Annotated in this window: 8 protein-coding genes; all 8 read right to left on the bottom strand. The window is 64.8% G+C overall.

Annotation, left to right across the window (positions count from 1 at the left end; all coding sequences use genetic code 11):
• Positions 1-25: 25 nt before the first annotated feature.
• The gene (locus QWJ37_RS12235; protein WP_227928911.1) at positions 26-1,558 is read right to left on the bottom strand and encodes a sugar transferase; all 1,533 of its coding nucleotides are present in this window, start codon (positions 1,556-1,558) and stop codon (positions 26-28) included.
• Positions 1,559-1,980: 422 nt separating this feature from the next.
• Entirely contained in the window at positions 1,981-4,716 is a 2,736-nt protein-coding gene (locus QWJ37_RS12240; RefSeq protein ID WP_290245418.1) for an AAA family ATPase, read from the bottom strand.
• Positions 4,713-7,523 (bottom strand): LuxR family transcriptional regulator, encoded by a 2,811-nt coding sequence (locus QWJ37_RS12245; RefSeq protein WP_290245419.1) that lies wholly within the window; start codon positions 7,521-7,523, stop codon positions 4,713-4,715. Before QWJ37_RS12245 ends, QWJ37_RS12240 begins: the two co-directional genes overlap by 4 nt.
• 285 nt (positions 7,524-7,808) lie before the next feature.
• Entirely contained in the window at positions 7,809-10,139 is a 2,331-nt protein-coding gene (locus QWJ37_RS12250; protein ID WP_290245420.1) for a LuxR family transcriptional regulator, read from the bottom strand.
• A 419-nt stretch (positions 10,140-10,558) separates the two neighbouring features.
• Positions 10,559-13,258, bottom strand: a complete 2,700-nt coding sequence (locus QWJ37_RS12255) for a LuxR C-terminal-related transcriptional regulator (protein ID WP_290245421.1) — start codon at positions 13,256-13,258, stop codon at positions 10,559-10,561.
• Between the two features lie 23 nt (positions 13,259-13,281).
• On the bottom strand, positions 13,282-15,894 hold the full coding sequence (locus QWJ37_RS12260; RefSeq protein WP_290245422.1) for an AAA family ATPase: 2,613 nt from the start codon (positions 15,892-15,894) through the stop codon (positions 13,282-13,284).
• Between the two features lie 431 nt (positions 15,895-16,325).
• Positions 16,326-16,910 (bottom strand): aminoacyl-tRNA hydrolase, encoded by a 585-nt coding sequence (gene pth / locus QWJ37_RS12265; protein ID WP_227904253.1) that lies wholly within the window; start codon positions 16,908-16,910, stop codon positions 16,326-16,328.
• Between the two features lie 6 nt (positions 16,911-16,916).
• The gene (locus tag QWJ37_RS12270) at positions 16,917-17,525 is read right to left on the bottom strand and encodes a 50S ribosomal protein L25/general stress protein Ctc (protein WP_227904252.1); all 609 of its coding nucleotides are present in this window, start codon (positions 17,523-17,525) and stop codon (positions 16,917-16,919) included.
• Positions 17,526-17,784: the final 259 nt, after the last annotated feature.

The following is a 17,784-nucleotide window of genomic DNA, read 5'->3' on the forward strand; positions in this document are numbered from 1 at the left end:
TCGGTGGATTGCGGGGCGGGACCCATCAGAAGGCCCCCAGCGGCTTGACCATCTGGACAGCGGTGCGCCACAGAATGATGAGGTCGCCGGTCAGAGACCAGTTCTCCACGTAGTAAAGGTCGAGGCGGATACTGTCTTGCCAGCTCAGGTTGGAGCGTCCGTTGGTCTGCCACATACCCGTAATGCCGGGCTTGATGTACAGGCGGCGGTGGACCCGCTTTTCATAGCTGTCGACTTCCCGCTGCAGCGGCGGGCGCGGTCCCACCAGGGACATGTCCCCAATCAGCACGTTCCAGAACTGGGGTAGTTCATCCAGCGAATACCGCCGCATCCAGGCACCCACCCGGGTGATTCTGGGGTCATTCTGGATTTTGAACATCAGTCCGGCACCTTCATTTTGGTCCAGCAAACCAGCCAGATCGTCTTCCGCCGTTTCCACCATTGAGCGGAATTTCAGCATCAGGAACTTACGGCCGCCCCGTCCCACGCGTTCCTGCCGGAAGAGCACGGGCCCCGGGCTGTCCTTTTTGACCAGGATTGCCAGCATGGCAAACAGGGGCACCAAGGCAAGCAAGGCAGCACACGACACCACGACGTCGAAAATCCGTTTGAAGGCGTGCCGGGCACCGGTGTACTGAGGAAGCTCCACGTGCATCAGAGGCAGACCCTCCACCGGCCGGGCGTGAATCCTCGGCCCGGCGACGTTGGTCAGCCCGGTAGTCAGAATCAGTTCAGTGGAGGACTCCTCGAGCTGCCAGCCCAATTCCTGAATGTACCGGCTGCCCCCTTTGGTTTGGCCTGCGACAATTACGGCGTCTGCACCCACCCGCGCGACGGCCTCAACCACCGTCTCTGCGTCTGAGACAACGGGAAGCTGCGCTCCGTTCACTTCAAGCCAGGCTCTTTTCTTGCCCGTAAGCGCCACGCCAACCACTTGGTAGGCCGCCCGCGACTTTCGACCGATCTGGTTCACCACGTACCGCACGTCCCGGGGCTGCCCCAGGACAACCACGCGGGAGAGGTACTTCCCCTTCCGCCTCTGCATCTGCAGCCATCGCCGTAGCAGCCACCGGGCGGCGATCAATCCAGCGGTACCGCCGGGAAGCACTAGTCCGAAGTATCCACGGGCGATGTCGATTTGGAAGACCACGGAGACCAGGGCAAGGGTTCCCATCAGGGCAACAGTGGCGTTGACTACCCTCTTGTACTCATCAGTACCGATCCCGGTGATACGGGCGTCCCGGCTGCGGTAGGCCTGCAGCGCGAGCATCCAGGCCAGGCCAATGAGGCACGAGATGATGAGGTAGGTGGGCGCAAAGGGTCCGACGCGCAGCTTGGCTTCTTCCAGCCCGAACCAGGCCGCGTGACCGACCAGTGCTGCGGTGAAGACCACCACCGCATCCGAAACCGTGAGGATCCTGGCGTAGCGACGGTTCCATACGACAGCAGCGCTCTTGGTACGCCCGGCCTGCCCAAAGTGCCGGGCCGTGGTAAAGCTGGGAAAAACAAACGGCTGGACCGGCAGCACGATGTCTGCCGTACTGCGGCTCTGCGCCATGGCCGAACCGCCGTCGGAGGTATGCAGCCCGGCTGGATCAAAAACGGATGGGGCGTATCGGCGGTGCTCTTTGACCGCCCCGGCTCCCCTCGGTCCCGGGACGGTCCGGCTCGCCGCATGAACGACTGGTCGGCTGGTACTCCCAGCCGCGACCGGCGGTACTGCCTGCAGGTAGGATTCCGGCGCAGTGTGACCATGTATCTCAGTTCCCATTTCGAGACCGACGTCCTTCTGGTTGCCTTTTCCTTGAACTGGCAACAAATGTAGGAGCGGTCCTCTACAGGAACCCGAGTACTCAATACTCGGCTCGTCAGCTGGATTTCGTCCTGTCGGCGGGACGTACCTGCCCTACTACCCAGCAACGCTGAAAACCCAAATATAGTCAGGTATTTTTGGGGCTGGCCGGCACAGAGGACCAGCCATTACCTGACCAGGGAACTGCTCCGATGTCCGGGTTCCAGGGCACGGTAGGCAGATTCAAGGTCCGCTCGGCGGCTGATCCCCAGTTTTACGTAGATCCGGTAGACATGCCCCTCGACCGTCCGCTGGGAGAGTGTGAAGTGGGCGGCAATGTCCTTGGTGGTGGCACCGGACAGCAGCAGGTCCACGATTTCGTGCTCACGGCGGGTGAGCCGGACCAGATGCAGGGACGGGCTGAGATATGAGACAGTAACGCCCGCCAGTTCCTCTCTGCGCCGCCGCAGCTGCTGGATCAGGGCGCGCTGGCGGCGCAGGTTTCCGTGGTTGCCATAGAAACGGATGGCATGCCCGATGCTTTCTACCGCCACGAGGTATTTCTGTGCCCGGATTGCGTCCTCGGCGGCCGCGACCATCCGGTCCGGGTTGCCTGAGGCAACGGCAACGGCATAGGCATGCAGTGCCTGCGCTTCGGCACCGTCAAAATCGGCAGTCAGCTCGGCCAGACGCCCTACCTGGGTAAGGTCGCCAACGGCCAGGCATAGTTCCAGGATGTCCTTCTCGGTGCTGTGCAGTCCGCCTGCCCTGGCCTCTGCGGCAAGCGCAGCAAGCCGGCCGGAGGGCGGACCCTCGGTGGATTGTGAGGCTTCGGCTGCCGCGGCGTAAGCCTGGGCCGTGAGCCACAGATGCCGCGGACCGGTGTATCCGACTGTCGGAACCTGGGCCACGAAACCTGCCGCGGGCGTTCCGTCAGCCACCACGGTCGCAGCGTAACCGGCCAGGCCAAGGGCATACGGGAGCAGCAGTTCCGGATCGTTTTCCCGCAACGCTTCCACCGCCGGGCGCAGCTTCCGCAACCCGTCGTGGAGCCTGCCGCGGTGAATCTCAAGGGCCGCTTCGAATACACCCAGGCTGCCCCCGAGAAGGGTCAATTGGTGCTGGGGAACGGAATGCATCCGGGCAAGCAGCTGTTCCAGCTGGCCAAACCGGCCGCCATGCAGCATGGCCTGGGCCTGGCGGACGAAAACAAACCCGGCATACCCCTGCAGCTCTCCGCCACCGGTATCCAGCATGGTCGCGGCGGCCGCGGCCTGTTGCAGGGCAGGCTCCACGTCCCCGCACGCGGTCAGGACCTCGGCGTAGAGGCCGTGAATCAATACCGCCAGTTCCGCCGCATCCGGCAGGAGGCCACCGGTGTCAAGGGCTGCAAGGAGGGTGCATGCCTGTTCGTACTCGCCGTCGAGAATCAGTGCGGACGCGTTGAGGACCTCCATGGACACCCGTACCTGCTCCGCTACGCCCGGGTCGTCTTCGGCCGGAGCCGAAGCGGTCTTCCACTTATCTGTCAGGGCAGTTAGTCCCTCGCCGGGCCCGCTGGTCCGGCTCAGCGCGCTGACGAACATCGCCCGGTGAAGGGTCAGCCGGTCCCACACGGCTGCTTTGTCCGCACTCATCCGCTTCCCCAACGCATCGAGCCGGTCCCGGGCCTGCCCGTAGCTGCCCTGCTTGGCGTGCGCGACGGCGAGCTCCACTTCGGCTGCGGCACGGAAAGGCACGGCGGTTATGGCGGCTGCGAAACGCTGTGCCCTGGCAGCGTCTCCTATCCCGTTCGCCGCCCGGGAGGCCGCAAGCAAATGCTCCCCGGGCAGCCGGTCTCCACAGTCCAACGCCCATTCAGTCTGACGAAGCAGCGTACTGATGTCACCCGGGTTCATGGAGCTGCCCGGGGAACCCGGGGCGTAGCAGCCCAGGACCCGCGCGCGGATTTCCGCACTGCGGGCGGCCGGGACCAGGCTGCGGATGATCTCTTCGTGCAGGAGCTGAACCAAATGGGCGGATTCATCCCGGTCCGGCAGGATTTCCATAATGCCGTCGATCACCAGCGAACGGACGGCTTCGTCGTCGGCCACCGCCGACAGGACGGACCGTGGCAGCCGTTCGGCCAGTGCCAGGGTTTCAAGGACGTTCCGTTCAGCCGGGGTGCGGGACCCGAGCATGCTCTTCACCAGGTCTACCAGGGAGGTATCCAGACAGTCCGGCCTGCCCCGCAGGAACCAGGCTCCGTTTGCTTCAACCAGCCGCTGTTGCCGCTGGGCACGTCCCAGCAGCTCCTTGACGTACAGCGGATTGCCTCCGGAGATGCGGTTTAAGAGCGTGGTGGATGCCTGCAGTACCGGACCGCCAAGCACGCTGACGCAGAACTCGTGAACTGCCTCGTGCGACAGCGGGCCCAGGTCGATCCGCGCGAGCAGCCCGTCCCTGGCCAGGGAGAGCAGTTCGTGGATCCGGGGTGCCCGTGCCCGGGAAATGACCATCAGCCGGAGTTCGCCGGACATGGCAAGCTGGGTGAGCAGATGCGCGCTGGCCTCATCCAGGTATTGTGCGTTGTCCACCACCAGCAGCGTCTGCAGGCCGTTGGTTTCCGTCAGCCGCTGGAAGTGTGTCCGAACAGTCCGCAGGACAGTGAGCGGGGATTCCATCTCCGCCGCGGTGGCCCGGCCGAGGTAGGTGGACAGGATGCCGTAGGGCATCCTGGAGAGCACGGGACTGCCGCAGACGTAATAAGGGACCATGATCGAGGAAAGGCTCTCGGCCGCCTGCTCCGCGAGGGAGGACTTGCCAATGCCTTCGTCGCCAAGGAGTACGACGCCGCGCAGCCCGGGGTCCAGCAACCGTCCGGCGACCTCCGCGAGTTCGCGTTCACGTCCGAACAGCTGACGGCTCTGACCCCAGATTGTCATTTCTTTGCTCCTGCCTGTTCCGCAATGGTGCGGGCAAGTTCCCGCCTGCTGCCAACATGGAGTTTGGAATAGACCTGGTAAAGGTGCCCCTCGACCGTCCTGACCGAGATCCCCAGTTCTTCCGCGATTTTCTTGTTGCTTGTGCCGGCTGCCGCCTTGCGGGCGATGGAGCGCTCCCTGGCAGTCAGTGCCCCGAGGATTTCATCAGCAGCTTCCGCGGCCGTTTCGGGGCCCGTGGCCCTGCGGCTGCGGTGGATGAAGCGGACGGTTGCCCGGTCCCCCGCACCCGAGGCGATCCCCAGGGCATGTTCGGAGATTTCCCTGGCCAGCAGCTGATGCCCGGAGTTTCCTGCCATTTCGGAGGCCCGGAGAAGCAGCTGGGCGTCCGCATTGCCCAGTCCCTTTGCATAGCTTTCACAGAGCGCGGCGAAGTCCCCCTGCAGGCTTGCCGCCACGGACAGTACCTCGTCCAGGCTGTCCTCATCCCCCAGCCGCATGGCCGTCAGGCGGGCCAGCAGTTCATACGCATAGGCGCTGCGTTTATGGTCCTGCGCTGCAAGGGAAGCGAAGCGGCGGCTCCCTGTTTCCGTCCCCAGCGCTGCCTCAGCCAGAGCAGCGAAGTGCCTGGCACCGCGCCGTACGGTCCAAGGCCCGCCGTCGGCTGCGCCGCGTTGTATCTGCAGGTACTGGAGTGCCTCGTCCAACCGCCCGTCCATGGCGTGGCAGTAGGCGGCTGCAGCCGCCGCCAGGGGCAGGAACGCTGCCGGACCGCCCACCGCCAGCTGGCCTACCGCCGGAAGCAGGGCGGCGAGGGCCGGCTCGGGCCGTCCGGCGAAGGCATGAAGCAGTCCCTGCCCCAGTTCGGTATACGTACCCTCCATCCCCGTTGCCGCCGCGGAATCCAGTAACCGTTCGCACGCGTGCAGCTCCCCGGTGATCAGATAGGTGTGCAGGAGTTTGCCGGCCACCCGGGCATAGGTCCCGGCGCTGAGACCGGCACCGGGCAACAACCGCTCCATCTGGGCAGCAAGTTCCACCGCGTCATCCTGGCGGCTGGTCATGCCCCATGCCTCGCACAGCCAGGCAGACCGGAGAATACGGAATTCAAGATCCGCGGCCGCCGTCTCCACCTCTTCGGAGGCCAGATAGGTCGCGTTATCCAGGAAACGCCCGTGGGCGGAGTGGCATTCTGCCCGGGCCAGAATCAGATCGCGCCTCAGCTCCACGATGTCGATGCCGGGCGTCTTCCCCAGGGCGGTAATCTCGTCCTCTACTTGAGAAAACAGCTCCGTGTGGCGCATCCGGGCGGGCTCTGCCGGTGCTGCTGCGGAGCGGGGATCCCGGAGCCCGGTGGCCTCGATACAGAGGACGCGGCATTCTGCCAGCAACAGCCGAATCCGGTCACCGGCGTCGGGAGCTGCCTCGCTCCCCCGGTAACGGGAAAGGATACCCAGCGCAGCACCGTACTCGCCCTGCTCTGTTCGTGCCCGTGCGAGTTCCACGACGGCGCCCGCGTTCTCTTCCTGCGTATTGAAAGCGGCTGATAGCACGGCAACCGCGCTGTCGGGATTTCCCGCAGCTGTGGCCCGCCGGGCTGCGCGCACGGCGAGCTGGGCCGGCGGCACCTCGCCAATGGCCTCCAGCCAGCGGGCCAGGAGCACATCATCCAGGACGAATCCCTCGACGGTATTGAGGAAGGGAGCCAACTCTTCAAAAAGCCGGCGCTGCCGGGCCGGCCCCAGTCCGGACCGTAAGGAGCGAACCAGCACCGGGCTGCTGATTCTGACGTCAGGGACCGGGCGGATGTCCAGGGCAACCGTGCCGTGTTCCTGCAGCTCGTCCAGTTCGGCGCTGTCCAGCTGCGCCAGGACCACGGGCAGCGGCAGCGAACCGGCCATGGAGAGCAGCTGCAGCAGCTGGGTCTGCGCTGCCGACAACCCGTTGAGGCTGTTGAGCACGGCCGAGGCGACACGTCCGCCGCGGATATCCTCCCCCGGCGCCAGCACCCAGCTGCCGTTGTGCATACGCAACCGCCCGGAGTCCTGGAAGTCGGAACTGGCCAGGGAGAGCAGCTGGGGGTTTCCGCCGGCATAGCCGTGTATAGCCGCAGCGGCGGCCCGGGACACTTTTCCGCCCAGCAGCGAACCCAGATAGGCGGCCCCCTCAAGGACCGTCAGCGGCTCCAGGTCTACCCTGGCGAGAATGCCATCCCGCCAGAGGCCCGTGAATTCGCCGGGGGCCGAACTGAAGTCACGGAAAGCCACCAGCATTCCGGCACTGCGGTTAAGCACCATCTGCGTGAGCACCATGGCGGAAAACTCGTCCAGTTCCTCGGCGTTGTCTACCGCCAAAAGCACGGGACGGCCGTTGGCGCGTTCCTTGATCAGTTCCGTGAGGCCGCGGAGGATCATCACCGGGTGGTTGGAAAGTTCGGGGTCCAGGTCCGAGAGAAGAAACGTTAATGCGCCAAAAGGCGTGCGCCCGGCGAACTCGGAGCCCCGGACCTGCACCACGAACGTCTCATCGCCCAGGTGCCGCAGAGCGTGCTGCATTACGGCCGTCTTGCCGATGCCGCTTTCCCCTACGAGCACGCATCCGGCACCCTGTGCCGTGCCGGCGAGGGACTGCAGCACCTCTTCGAGCACCCGTTCCCGGCCGACGACGGCGGCGCCCGCACCCGCGGTGGGCGTCTCATGAACAGCGGGACCGGAGGGAACAGCGGGTCCGGAGGCATCCGGTGCTCCGCTGTGGAGCGGGGCCCCGCCCGTGCGGCGGTGATGGGACTGGTGATCGTTATGTAGCTGCACTGTGAGACCTGTTTCTATCGAATGTCGGTGATATCCGGTTTCGTCAAATCAGTTCTGCCGGTTCGTTACCGGGTGGCCGCTGTGTTCCGGTTCCGTCCTGCGGACGGAACCGGCGATGCTGTCTGGCACCAGCGTATTAAGGCCTCCGCTGCAGTACATGAGTAGCCGTCCCTAGTTGCGCTACTCGGTTACTTGGGAATGGCGTTCAGGGACCGTGCATGATTACGTAGTTTGGGAGTGTGGATCACCCGGTAAACGGCTCTTCCGCGCATTCCCGGGATCGGTTCAGGTCTGCTGCCGCTCAGTTTTCAGGCACTCACGCAGTTCCGCGCGTCCGGATACACGTAGCTTTTGGAAGATTCGGCCCAGATGCCAGTCAATGGTCCGCGGCGACAGGTGCAGTGCGGTACCCAGGTGCGAACTGCTCCGGCCTGCGGCCGCACCGAGTGCGAGTTCCCGCTCGAACTCGGAAAGCTCCAGCAGGCGGTCCGTTACCGAGTTGGCAGCCAGCAGCATCCGGTAGCTAGCATTCTCTATCCGCCGTGCAGCCCGCAGCCCCTGGCGGTCGGATTGTTCCCGGGCACGCCGGGCTGCCCCGCCGGCTGCCTCGTAGGCAATGAGGAAGTGGCCCAGCACTGTCGCCGTTTCGGCTGCACTCAGCATGCATGGGACATCGGATTCGAGCAGGCCGTGGGCCAGATCCAGGTACATGTCTGCGGCCGTGCCGCTGCACCCGCGCAATTCCTCGCGGAGCATCTCTGCTGCGCCGCTGCAGCCCTGCAGCGCAGCCGCTGCCAATACCGGCAGCCTGGCCACCGTCTGCTTCGCACCGGCCGATGTACAGCTCCGCCCGCTGCGCTGATCCTGTAATCCCGCTGATTCAGCGGGCAACGACGCGCATCCGCCGGACGGTACGGTTACCGTGTCCGGGTCTCCGGCCATACCCCGGGCCGCGCAAAGCCCGGAGAAGCAACGAATGAGATTCGCTGCGGCGCCGGTGCTGTCCTCAGCGGCCCGGATTTTCCCTGCAACTGCGGCGACATCGAGGTAATCCAGTCCTGCCCGCCGGTCTTTCAGGAGGACGCACGCGTATGCCGCAGCAGTTGCTGCCAACTGTGCCAGCTCGGGCGTTTCCTCCTGGTCAAGCTGGACGAGCGCCCGCTGCAGGTAATCCAGGGCGCGGTCTGCGCGGCCGCCCAGCACTTGAACCATTCCCTCGCACAGGTCATTGCTGCCGAGAATTTCCATGCCTGAGAGGAACGAATCGGTATGTTCCAGCAGGCTGGCGGCCCGGCGCAGCTCACCGCAGCTGAGGAAGATGTGGAAGAGCTCTGAGAGCACGCTCCGCTGCAGACCGGGTGCAGCAGGGTTGATCAGGACCGTGTCCAGGCACATGGACGCTGACCGTATTGCCTCAGACCATTGCCCGCAGGCCGCCAGCTCGCGTGCCGCGCGCAATACCGCCATAAAACGCGGTTCACCGGGGAGAAGCCCGAGTAATTGTCCTTCACGGCCACCGGTTCCCGGCGCAGCCCCGAATGCCCCGGACGGTGCCGCGATGTCCTCTCGGGAAGCGGAACGGCCGGCAATCCGGGCCCGGATTTCCGCTGCACGGCCGTGCGGCACAAGCGCGGCCGCTGCTTCGGCCAGCAACGGATCCTTGAGCCGCAGCGCACGCGGCTGCCCGCTGGCTTCAACGAGTGCGCTCTCCTCAAGCCGCTCAACCGCTGCCGGGTCAGCCAGACGCAGCAACACCTCCAGAGGGAGCCCGCCAGTCAGTGCAAGAGTCTCGACCGCCAGCCTTTCAGCGGAGCCAAGGGTGCCGGTTTCTGAATCGACCCGCTCAGCCAGCGTTCCGGCATAAGAGACGGAGCCTGTCCATACCCAGATACCCCTTCGTTTGAGGACCGTCCGTGCCAGGAGCTGTTCTTCAAAGAACAGGGCGGCCAGCCGCGGATTACCCAGGCTTCGTGCCTGCACTTCCATTAGCAGGCGGCTGGACACAGGCGCGCCGGCCATGCCCTCGAGCAGCAGCCGGGTGCCGCTTGGCCGCAGGGGAATGAGGTCTTCGCGGTGGACGGGGTCTCCGGCCCACCAGTGCACAAAATCTTCCGGGCAGGCGGCCACGTTCCGGACCGTTGCGAGCATTTGTGCACACCCCCCGCGGCAGAGCTGCAGCAGGATGGCTATGCTGACCGAGTCCAGGTCCTCTGCATGCTCTATCGCCAGGACAAGCCGGCCGCCTGCCGCCTTTTCCTCCAGTACGCGCCGGACAAACTGGAGCACGTAGACCGGGTTGGACAGTGTCTCCGGCGGCAGCTCGCTAAGCAGCCAGAAGAGACCGCCGAAGGGTTTTTCCGACAGGGACGCGGCCCCACGCAGGCGCAGCACGGAGTATTCCCCGCTGAGTTGTCCCAGGACACGGGCCAGGACCGCTGACTTTCCGGTTCCGGCCGCACCGGAAACCACCACGCTTTTACCGGCGGCCAGGGCATCCCCGGCTGCCGCAGCAGCACTTTGGACCTGCGGCAGCAGCTGTGCAGATAAGGGCGGAACCGACGCGGTCCGATCCTCACGGGTCGCGGTGCGGGCCATGGGGCGGCCGGCAAGATCCATCGATGGGCTCCATCTGTCCGCCGGGCCTGGATAGCGCCGGAGTACGTGTGTCCGGTAGTAAAGCGCTCGGGTGGCGATCTATGACACACCAATACGGAAAATAAGCGTCGGAAGAAGAGACAGAAGGAGCCGGCGGCGGCTGGGGGGACGCCCCGGTCTCAGAGGGCATCGACGCCGCCGGCTCCGTATGTGGGACTCGGGACGCCGAAGCAGCCTAGCGGTACGGCCTGGCAGTGTCTTGCCGTGACATTCACGGAGCCGTGACATCCGCTGTTACCCCCCGAACCGCGGATGTTCTTCAAAACGCTGCAGGCAGAACCGGTAGGACCGCGCCGGCTGAACCCCGAGTAACATTGCCAACCCTACGAAGTGCCCAATGGCTGCGCCCGAGTAAAACCTACTGGTGTTTTCCCGGCAGACTACTCGGGCTGCGACAGGGGCTTCCAGTCTGCCGCTGCGTCCTCCAGGGAAGGGAAACGTGCCCTGAGTTCCTCACGCCGGCTGATGCCCAGCTTCTCGTACGTCCGGTAAATGTGCCCTTCCACAGTCCTGACTGAGAGATTCAGCTGCCGGGCAATCTCCGCGTTGCGGTGGCCGGCCGCAACCAGGGCAGCAACATCGCGTTCCCGCCGGGTCAGTTCCGGCAATGGCGTGCGTCCGCTGCCCTGCCTGCCAACGAGGCGCTGAATGCGGTTCAGCAACGCCCTGTCATTGCCCTTTCGCGCCAACCGCAACGCCTCATACAGACACTGCCGGATAAGCAGCAGATCCATTTCAGGATCAGAGGCGGGACCCGCCGCCAACTCCACGAGGGCAGCCACATCCTGGTCGACGACGGCGCGCGCCACTTTGTTCAGGACAGGGGCCTGGGGGCCTTCCAGGCCTTCGGAGACTTTCAGCAACCGGGCGGCTTCCGAGAAATCACCGATCCGAAAGGCAAGATGCCGCAGGGTAAACTCAACCGCGCTGCAGGAGCGCTCCTGCGCCGCATCCGCAGCATCGCGCAGCCGCTGCAGTGAAGCATCGTCTGAATCCCGTGCTGCCAGGGCACCGGCAATCATGCCTTCGGCCAGCAGCTGGTATTGCAGCGGTCCCCGCGGCGGTGTGCTTTCGGCGCTACGAAGCAGCCGCCCTGCAAGCTCACGCTGCCCCAGCACCCCGGCGGCGAATGATCCCAGTGCCTGGGAGAGGCGAAGCAGTCCCTCGGTATCGTTGTCCTGCGCCGCCTCCGCTGCAGCGGTAAAGTGCCTGATGGCCGCGTCCAGCGAATTGGTACGCAGACGGGACAGCCCGAGCGCGAAGTCTGCAATTCCGGCCAGATGAAGCAGTGTCTGCTGCACCGGGGAATCTGCCGAGGCCACGCACTCCCGGACTTCCTCCCATTCACCGAGCCAGAGCAGGGCGGCGAGATGACGGTGTAGGACAAAGGGGCGGTAGAGCAGCGCACCCGGCGCCTCCATCTGCAGCATGGCCATCGCTGCCCGGCTGTGATCCAGTGCGGACCTGGACCGCCCGGTGGCCAGAAGGACCTCCGCAGTCAGCGCCTCAAGGAAGAGAATGCGCTCCTGGGCTCCGCTTTCGCGCGCCTGCTGCAGTGCCGGGGCCATTTCAAGTTCGGCCTCTGCATAATCCCCGTCCCTGACTCTGCCCAGCAGCAGAAGCATTTGCGCTCCCCCGTGTGCCTTGCGGACCACCTCGGCGGCGGAAACTCCGGGCAGGTGTTCAACGGCCCGCGTCCACCGTTCGGCCAGACCCACTGCCCAACCGTTTCCTGCCGCAGATCCCATGGAAAGGCGCACTTCCACCATCACCGCCTGTTTCAGGCTTTCCAGATCCGGTGCTTCTTCCAGCGTTCCCGCTGCCGCTGTTGCGGCAGCATCCGCGTCTCCCAGCTGCAGCAGGGCACGTGCCTTCTGTATCCGAGCCTGGACCTGCTGCGGTCCCCCGGCGGCGGCATCGGCCATGCGCAGTGCCAGGCGGGGGTTTGACCGGTTATTGGCGGCATCTGCAGCCTTCAACAATGCATCCGCCTGGACCGGGGCGCCCAGGTCCAGGGACCATGCGACCCAGCGCACCAGCCCTTCAGCTCCCACGCACACACCGGGCAGTACTTCCTGCAGCTGTTTATGCAACCTGGAGCTGCGGGCCGCCGGAACCATGCGGCGGATAACCTCGCCGTAAAGCGGATGCAGCGGCCGGAGCGCGGTGCGGCCGTCCTCTTCCGTTACCACCTGAATGAGAAGCAACTCCACAAGTGTGTCTACGGAACTGTGCATTTTCAATTCAAACGCAACGGACAACGGAAGTGGTTCAGCGAGGCAGATGGATTCCAGGGTGGCGCGGTCCTCAGCCGCCAAGCCTCTCAGCTGGGCTTTGACCAGGTCTCCCACCCTTCCACCCAATGGTGGCCCGGCGTCCGAAAGGACCCAGATTCCGTGCCGCTGGAGGAGTACGCCGCTTCGCACGGATTCCTCGATCAGTGCCAGCAGATACATGGGATTCCCACCGGTCAGGCGGGCCAGTTCTATGGCGGCGGTGGCACTGATCTGCCCCTGAAGTTCCTCTTCGCACAGCTGCTGGGTTTCGGCTTCTGTCAGTGCCGTGAGCCGGTGGCGGCTAAGCTGGCCGTCCCACATATGCGGAAGTACAGCGGATACGTCGGAGAATGCGCGTGTGAGGATCAGCAGGCGGATACGTCCGGCATCCAGCAGCTGTGCCAGGAGGTCCAGGCTCGGTGGGTCAATGTCATGGGCATCATCCACGATCACCACGGGTACTGTTTTTTCCGGAGTCCGGCCCGGACGGGCATGGAGATCAAGCCGCGCGGTCAGGGCACGCATAACCGCCAGCGGCGATCCGGTCTCCTCCGGCGCAAGGTCAGGCAGCAGGGCAGCAAGCGCACCGTATGGCACGGCCGTCAGTGCCGGGCTGGAGTAAACCCAGTACACCGGGGTTTCGGTGTTCAGCGCACGAGCCGCAGCAGCCCCGACAGCGGTCTTACCCAGACCCGTTTCGGCCGCGACAACGGCGCCGTATCCACCCGGACGCCGGAGACTCTGAAGCACGGCGGCAAGAACATCATCCCTGCCTGCCAGTGACCGCAGGTTCGACCCGTGCATTCCCATTCCCCCCAACGTCAGCTTCAGGCCAGAACTTCGGCAAGCTCGGCACGCCCGGAGACGTGGAGCTTGGCAAAGATCTTGCCCAGATGCCACTCGATGGTTCGAGGAGACAGGTTAAGCTCCCGGGCTATTTGCGAAGTGGTCGCCATCGTAACCGCACGATGCGCAAGATCAGCTTCAAATTCGCTCAATTCTGCCAGCGTTTCCCTCTGTCCCCCGGCATGTTCCATCCGGCGGAGGCTTGAATTCGCCAGGTCTCTTGCTGTCCTTGCCAGCCTGCGGTCCTCCTCCGCGGTGCCCGCGGACAATAGTTCCGCTGCCGTCCGGGCAGCTGCCAGACACAGCTGATGCTGCCCCAGGCCGCCAAGACCCCGGGCCGCCGCGGTCAAACGGTCCGGATCGGCCTGAAGCAGGCCCGCCGCATACTCCCGCAGCAGCGTGCCGAAGCGCCCGTGGGTATCCCGATGCAGCCGAAGGATCGCGGCTGCTGCCTCCCGGTCGCCAAACCGCAAGGCCGCAGCCAGGAAATGCAGGGCATATGCGGTGTTTCCCTCTCCCTCAGATTGGATCGCCTCCGTCCGCAGCAACCTGCAGCAGGTTTCACGTTCGAGGTCCCCGGCAAGGATGGAGAAATACGAGATCTGAAAGCGCCGGAAACTATCGGGCAAGAATTTTGGGCGGTGTGACTCGGCGGGTTCCCCGGCCTCAGCGGAGTTCTGCCCCTGTTGCCGGTGGATCCACGCGGTCAATGTTCTTGCCAGCGGCATCATGTCCCGGGGATCGTGGACGGCAAGCTGACCGACACCGCCCGCAAGTGCCTCGGCTGCAGCGGCACGCTGGCCTTTCCAGACCGCCAGCAGTGCCTGCGCCAGTTCACCGGCGCTGCCATGATAGGAGGGCCGGATGCCGGCCTCATCGAAGGCCCGGACAAATTCGGCGGCCCGCTCGAGCTCGCCTGCAAGCAGATAGGTGTCGAAAATGCGTGTACAGACCTCTTCTGAACTCCTCGCGGTCACCGGATACTCCAACGGGGCGCCAAGTCCTTCGACTATTTCCAAGGCCTCATGAAGTTGACCGGACAACGCCAAGGTGTTCGCTTGGAGGACGCGCACCTGAATCCGGGTCGATGGACTTAGCCGGCGGTCTGCGGCCAGTTGTGCCAGTTCTGTATGGACCCCGCCGGGGTTTCCGCGGTAAGCTGCGAGCGAGGCTTTCACCAGCACTGCCGCTGCCTCATGATCCGCGGTATCTCCTGCTTCCGGACGAGTTGCCTCGATCGCTGCCAGTACCGGTGCGGGGTCACCTGCGCCGGGCAGCCGGGACAGCGCCCGGGCATGCAGCAGCAGGAGCGGAACGTAGCTGCTCCTCCTGGCGGGATCGAGCCGCTGTTCGATCCCCTGGAAAACGCGTACCGCTTCCTCCAGATCGCCGAGGGCATAAAGGGCACGGAGCTCTTCGAGCACCAGTTCCTGGCCGCGCACATCAGACGGCACCGCCCGTGCAAACCTGAGGGCGGACCGCCCGTCGGCGTTGTTGTTGGCTTCATATGCGGCCCGACGGGCATCATCCGGTGCCGGCAGTTCCCCGCAGGCCATGGTCCATGAAACGTAGGACACCAGCTCCGCCGGCTCCATTGCCGCGGGATCCATCAGGGAGGAAACCTCCTCCCACAGGTGCCGCTTCCGGCCCGGAGCCATACTCTCGGCAATGATGCTCGCGCCGGTTCCGGCAGCAAGCACTACCCGCGGACCCCGGCCGCCAACCTCTATAACCTGCTGCTCTTCAAGCAGGTCGATGACGCTCGCCGGAACCAGGTCCAGGGCCGTGTCCATCGGCATGCCGGCGCACAGCGCAAGGATTTCCACGAACCTCCGCTCCCGGGCATCGAGCCGGTCCAGGACCGTGTCCACTACTTCACTGATATCGCCCGTGGGGATAAACGGGGCGGTCCGAACCCAGACACCGCCCCGGTTCACCAGGGTGCCGGACAGCACCTGCTGCCCGGTCATGAGCCGGATGTACCTGGGGCTTCCCTCCCCCTCGCGCCACATTGTCCCTGCAGCCAGCGAGGAGACCGTGCCTCCGAGCATCTGCTGCATCAGGTCCCTGGTCTGCCGCTCCGAAAGCGCCTCCAGCTCCAGGCGCTCCAGCAGCCCCTCGCTCCAAAGATCCAGCAGCTCATCACCGGCCTCCCATCTGAGGGAGGCCGCTGCCAGTACCGCAATGCTTCCCCGCCGCAACAGCTGGGACAACACCATGCAGGTTGACCGGTCCAAACGATCGGCGTTGTCTACAGCAAGCAGGACCCTCAGGCCCCGGGCCTTCGCAGCAAGACTCCGGCTCAGCTCCTGCAGGAGCCGGAGGGGGTTGTCCGCCACCGATTCGGGAAGCTCACTGATCAGGACGGAAAGAGCGCCGTAGGGTGTCTGCGCCGAAATCGCGCTCCCCCGCAGATACACGATGTGGAAATCGGCCTGCAAGCGATCCGCTGCAGCCCGGAGGAAGGCGGTCTTGCCGACGCCTGCACGGCCCAGAATGATGGCCCCTGCGCCGCCTGCAGTCAGGCTTTCGCACAGCTTGTCCAACGTGGCGGCGCGTCCCACCAGGTCAGCGACATTAGACGCATTCTTCATGGGTCAGCCCCAGCCCCCAAAAACGCTAGCGAGACATCCGGATCACGGATTCAACAGCTATCGGTAGCTACCGGTCAGTATGCTCAGTGGCTTGGAGCATACGCCTGCGCCCGTGCCACGTCTAGATACAAACGCATGTTCCGGGGGAGGAAACCGACGTCCTGCAAAGCACACCCGCAATAATCCCGCCAAGGCGGTGCGTTAAGGGATGGACTAAAGGCGGCGCACTAGGAGGCGGTGTTAAAGGGACCGGCGCCGGGATGGGGGTGGCCCAGTCTCGGAGGCCTCCCGACGCCGGCCCCGCTTTGGGAGCCCTAACGGCTGGTTCCATTTTAGGCCCCGTTACAGAAGCGAAACAATGGCCGGGCGGACTTCCGGGCGCTGGAAACCTACCCCATTCTCGGCTGCCGGCTACCTACACCGCGACAGCGTCAGGCGCTGGTGTGAAACTTCTGCTGCGCGGCGGTCAGCCCTTCGGAAAGGAGCAGCTCAACTGCGTCCGCAGCGTCGCCTACCAGGAAGGGAAGTTCCTTTGCCTCCGTGCCGGAGAAATCCTTGAGGACATAGTCGGCAGTGTCCATGCGTCCCGGCGGGCGGCCGACGCCCACACGGACCCGCAGGTAATCCTTGGTACCCAGGGCTTTGCTCATGTCGCGCAGTCCGTTGTGTCCGCCCTCGCCGCCGCCGCGCTTGAGCTTGATGGTGTTGAACGGAATGTCTATCTCGTCATGGACTGCGACAATCTGCTCCGGATCAATGTCGAAGAACTTTGACAGGGCGGAGACCGGTCCGCCGGAGAGATTCATATACGTCAGCGGCTTGGCCAGGACCACCCGCGGGCCGCCGATCCCCAGCCTGCCTTCAAGAATCTGGGCACGTGACTTGTGGGATTTGAACCTGCCACCCATGCGTGCGGCCAGTTCATCCAGAACCATCTGACCGACATTGTGCCGGTTACGGCTGTAGCCGGGCCCGGGGTTCCCGAGCCCGGCTACAAGCCAGGTGTTGCTGCTCACGCGGTATTAGTTCTCGACAACTTCCGGGGCCACGTCGCCCTCGGCCGGGGCGTCAGCGGACTCGCCCAGATCCTGAACAGTGGACTCGGAGATGTTGATGACCATGGTCTCGGGATCAAGCAGCAGCTCGACGCCGGAGGGCAGCTGCAGGTCCTTGGCGTAGATGTGCTCGCCGGCGGTGCGGCCTTCGATGCTGACGACGATGGTCTCGGGCAGGTTGGTGGCGTCTGCGGCAACCAGGACGGTGTTGGCTTCCTGGTTGAAGACGGCCGAGCCCGGGGCGAGTTCGCCTTCTACGTGGACATTGACCTCAACCTCGACCTTTTCGCCCTTGCGGACGGTCAGGAGGTCGATGTGCTCGATGATCTGCTTGATCGGATCGCGCTGGATGTCCTTGGCCAGGGCCAGGTGGGACTCGCCGTCGACGTCGATCTCCAGCAGGGCGTTGGAGGTGCGGACTGCCAGGGTGGTGGCCTTGGCGGGCAGCAGGATGTGCATAACGTCGGCACCGTGGCCGTAGATGACGGCGGGGATCTGGCCGGCGACGCGGGCCTTGCGGGCCGCTCCCTTGCCGAAGTCGGTGCGGGTGGTTCCTGCGAGCTTCTGCTCAGACATTGCTACTCCTGTATGTGGTGTTCCGTGGGTGCCGTGTCGGCTGTCCATGGGCGTAGGCGCCGGTTTCGGAACAGTGCACCGTACAGCATGCGGAACGGGGGAATCCGGTCCCTGTACGGTCAGAAGTTGCCAGCCACCGTCGATAACGGAGTCCGCCCGGATTCTTCCGGGCCGCTCCCTCGCCTAGGCATCGGGCTTAATGCTACCAGCACACAGGCGCCCGCCCGAACCGAAGTCCGGACGGGCGCCCTGTCTGCGC

Origin of the sequence: Arthrobacter sp. YD2 (genome assembly GCF_030410475.1) — a bacterium.
In the GTDB taxonomy this organism is placed as follows: domain Bacteria; phylum Actinomycetota; class Actinomycetes; order Actinomycetales; family Micrococcaceae; genus Arthrobacter_B; species Arthrobacter_B zhangbolii.

What these genes read in the sequence shown, in the direction of transcription:
- QWJ37_RS12235 (WP_227928911.1), bottom strand. Translation starts at nt 1,558, where the DNA reads ATGGCGCAGAGCCGCAGTACGGCAGACATCGTGCTGCCGGTCCAGCCG.
- QWJ37_RS12240 (WP_290245418.1), bottom strand. Translation starts at nt 4,716, where the DNA reads ATGACAATCTGGGGTCAGAGCCGTCAGCTGTTCGGACGTGAACGCGAA.
- QWJ37_RS12250 (WP_290245420.1), bottom strand. Translation starts at nt 10,139, where the DNA reads ATGGATCTTGCCGGCCGCCCCATGGCCCGCACCGCGACCCGTGAGGAT.
- QWJ37_RS12255 (WP_290245421.1), bottom strand. Translation starts at nt 13,258, where the DNA reads ATGCACGGGTCGAACCTGCGGTCACTGGCAGGCAGGGATGATGTTCTT.
- QWJ37_RS12260 (WP_290245422.1), bottom strand. Translation starts at nt 15,894, where the DNA reads ATGAAGAATGCGTCTAATGTCGCTGACCTGGTGGGACGCGCCGCCACG.
- QWJ37_RS12270 (WP_227904252.1), bottom strand. Translation starts at nt 17,525, where the DNA reads ATGTCTGAGCAGAAGCTCGCAGGAACCACCCGCACCGACTTCGGCAAG.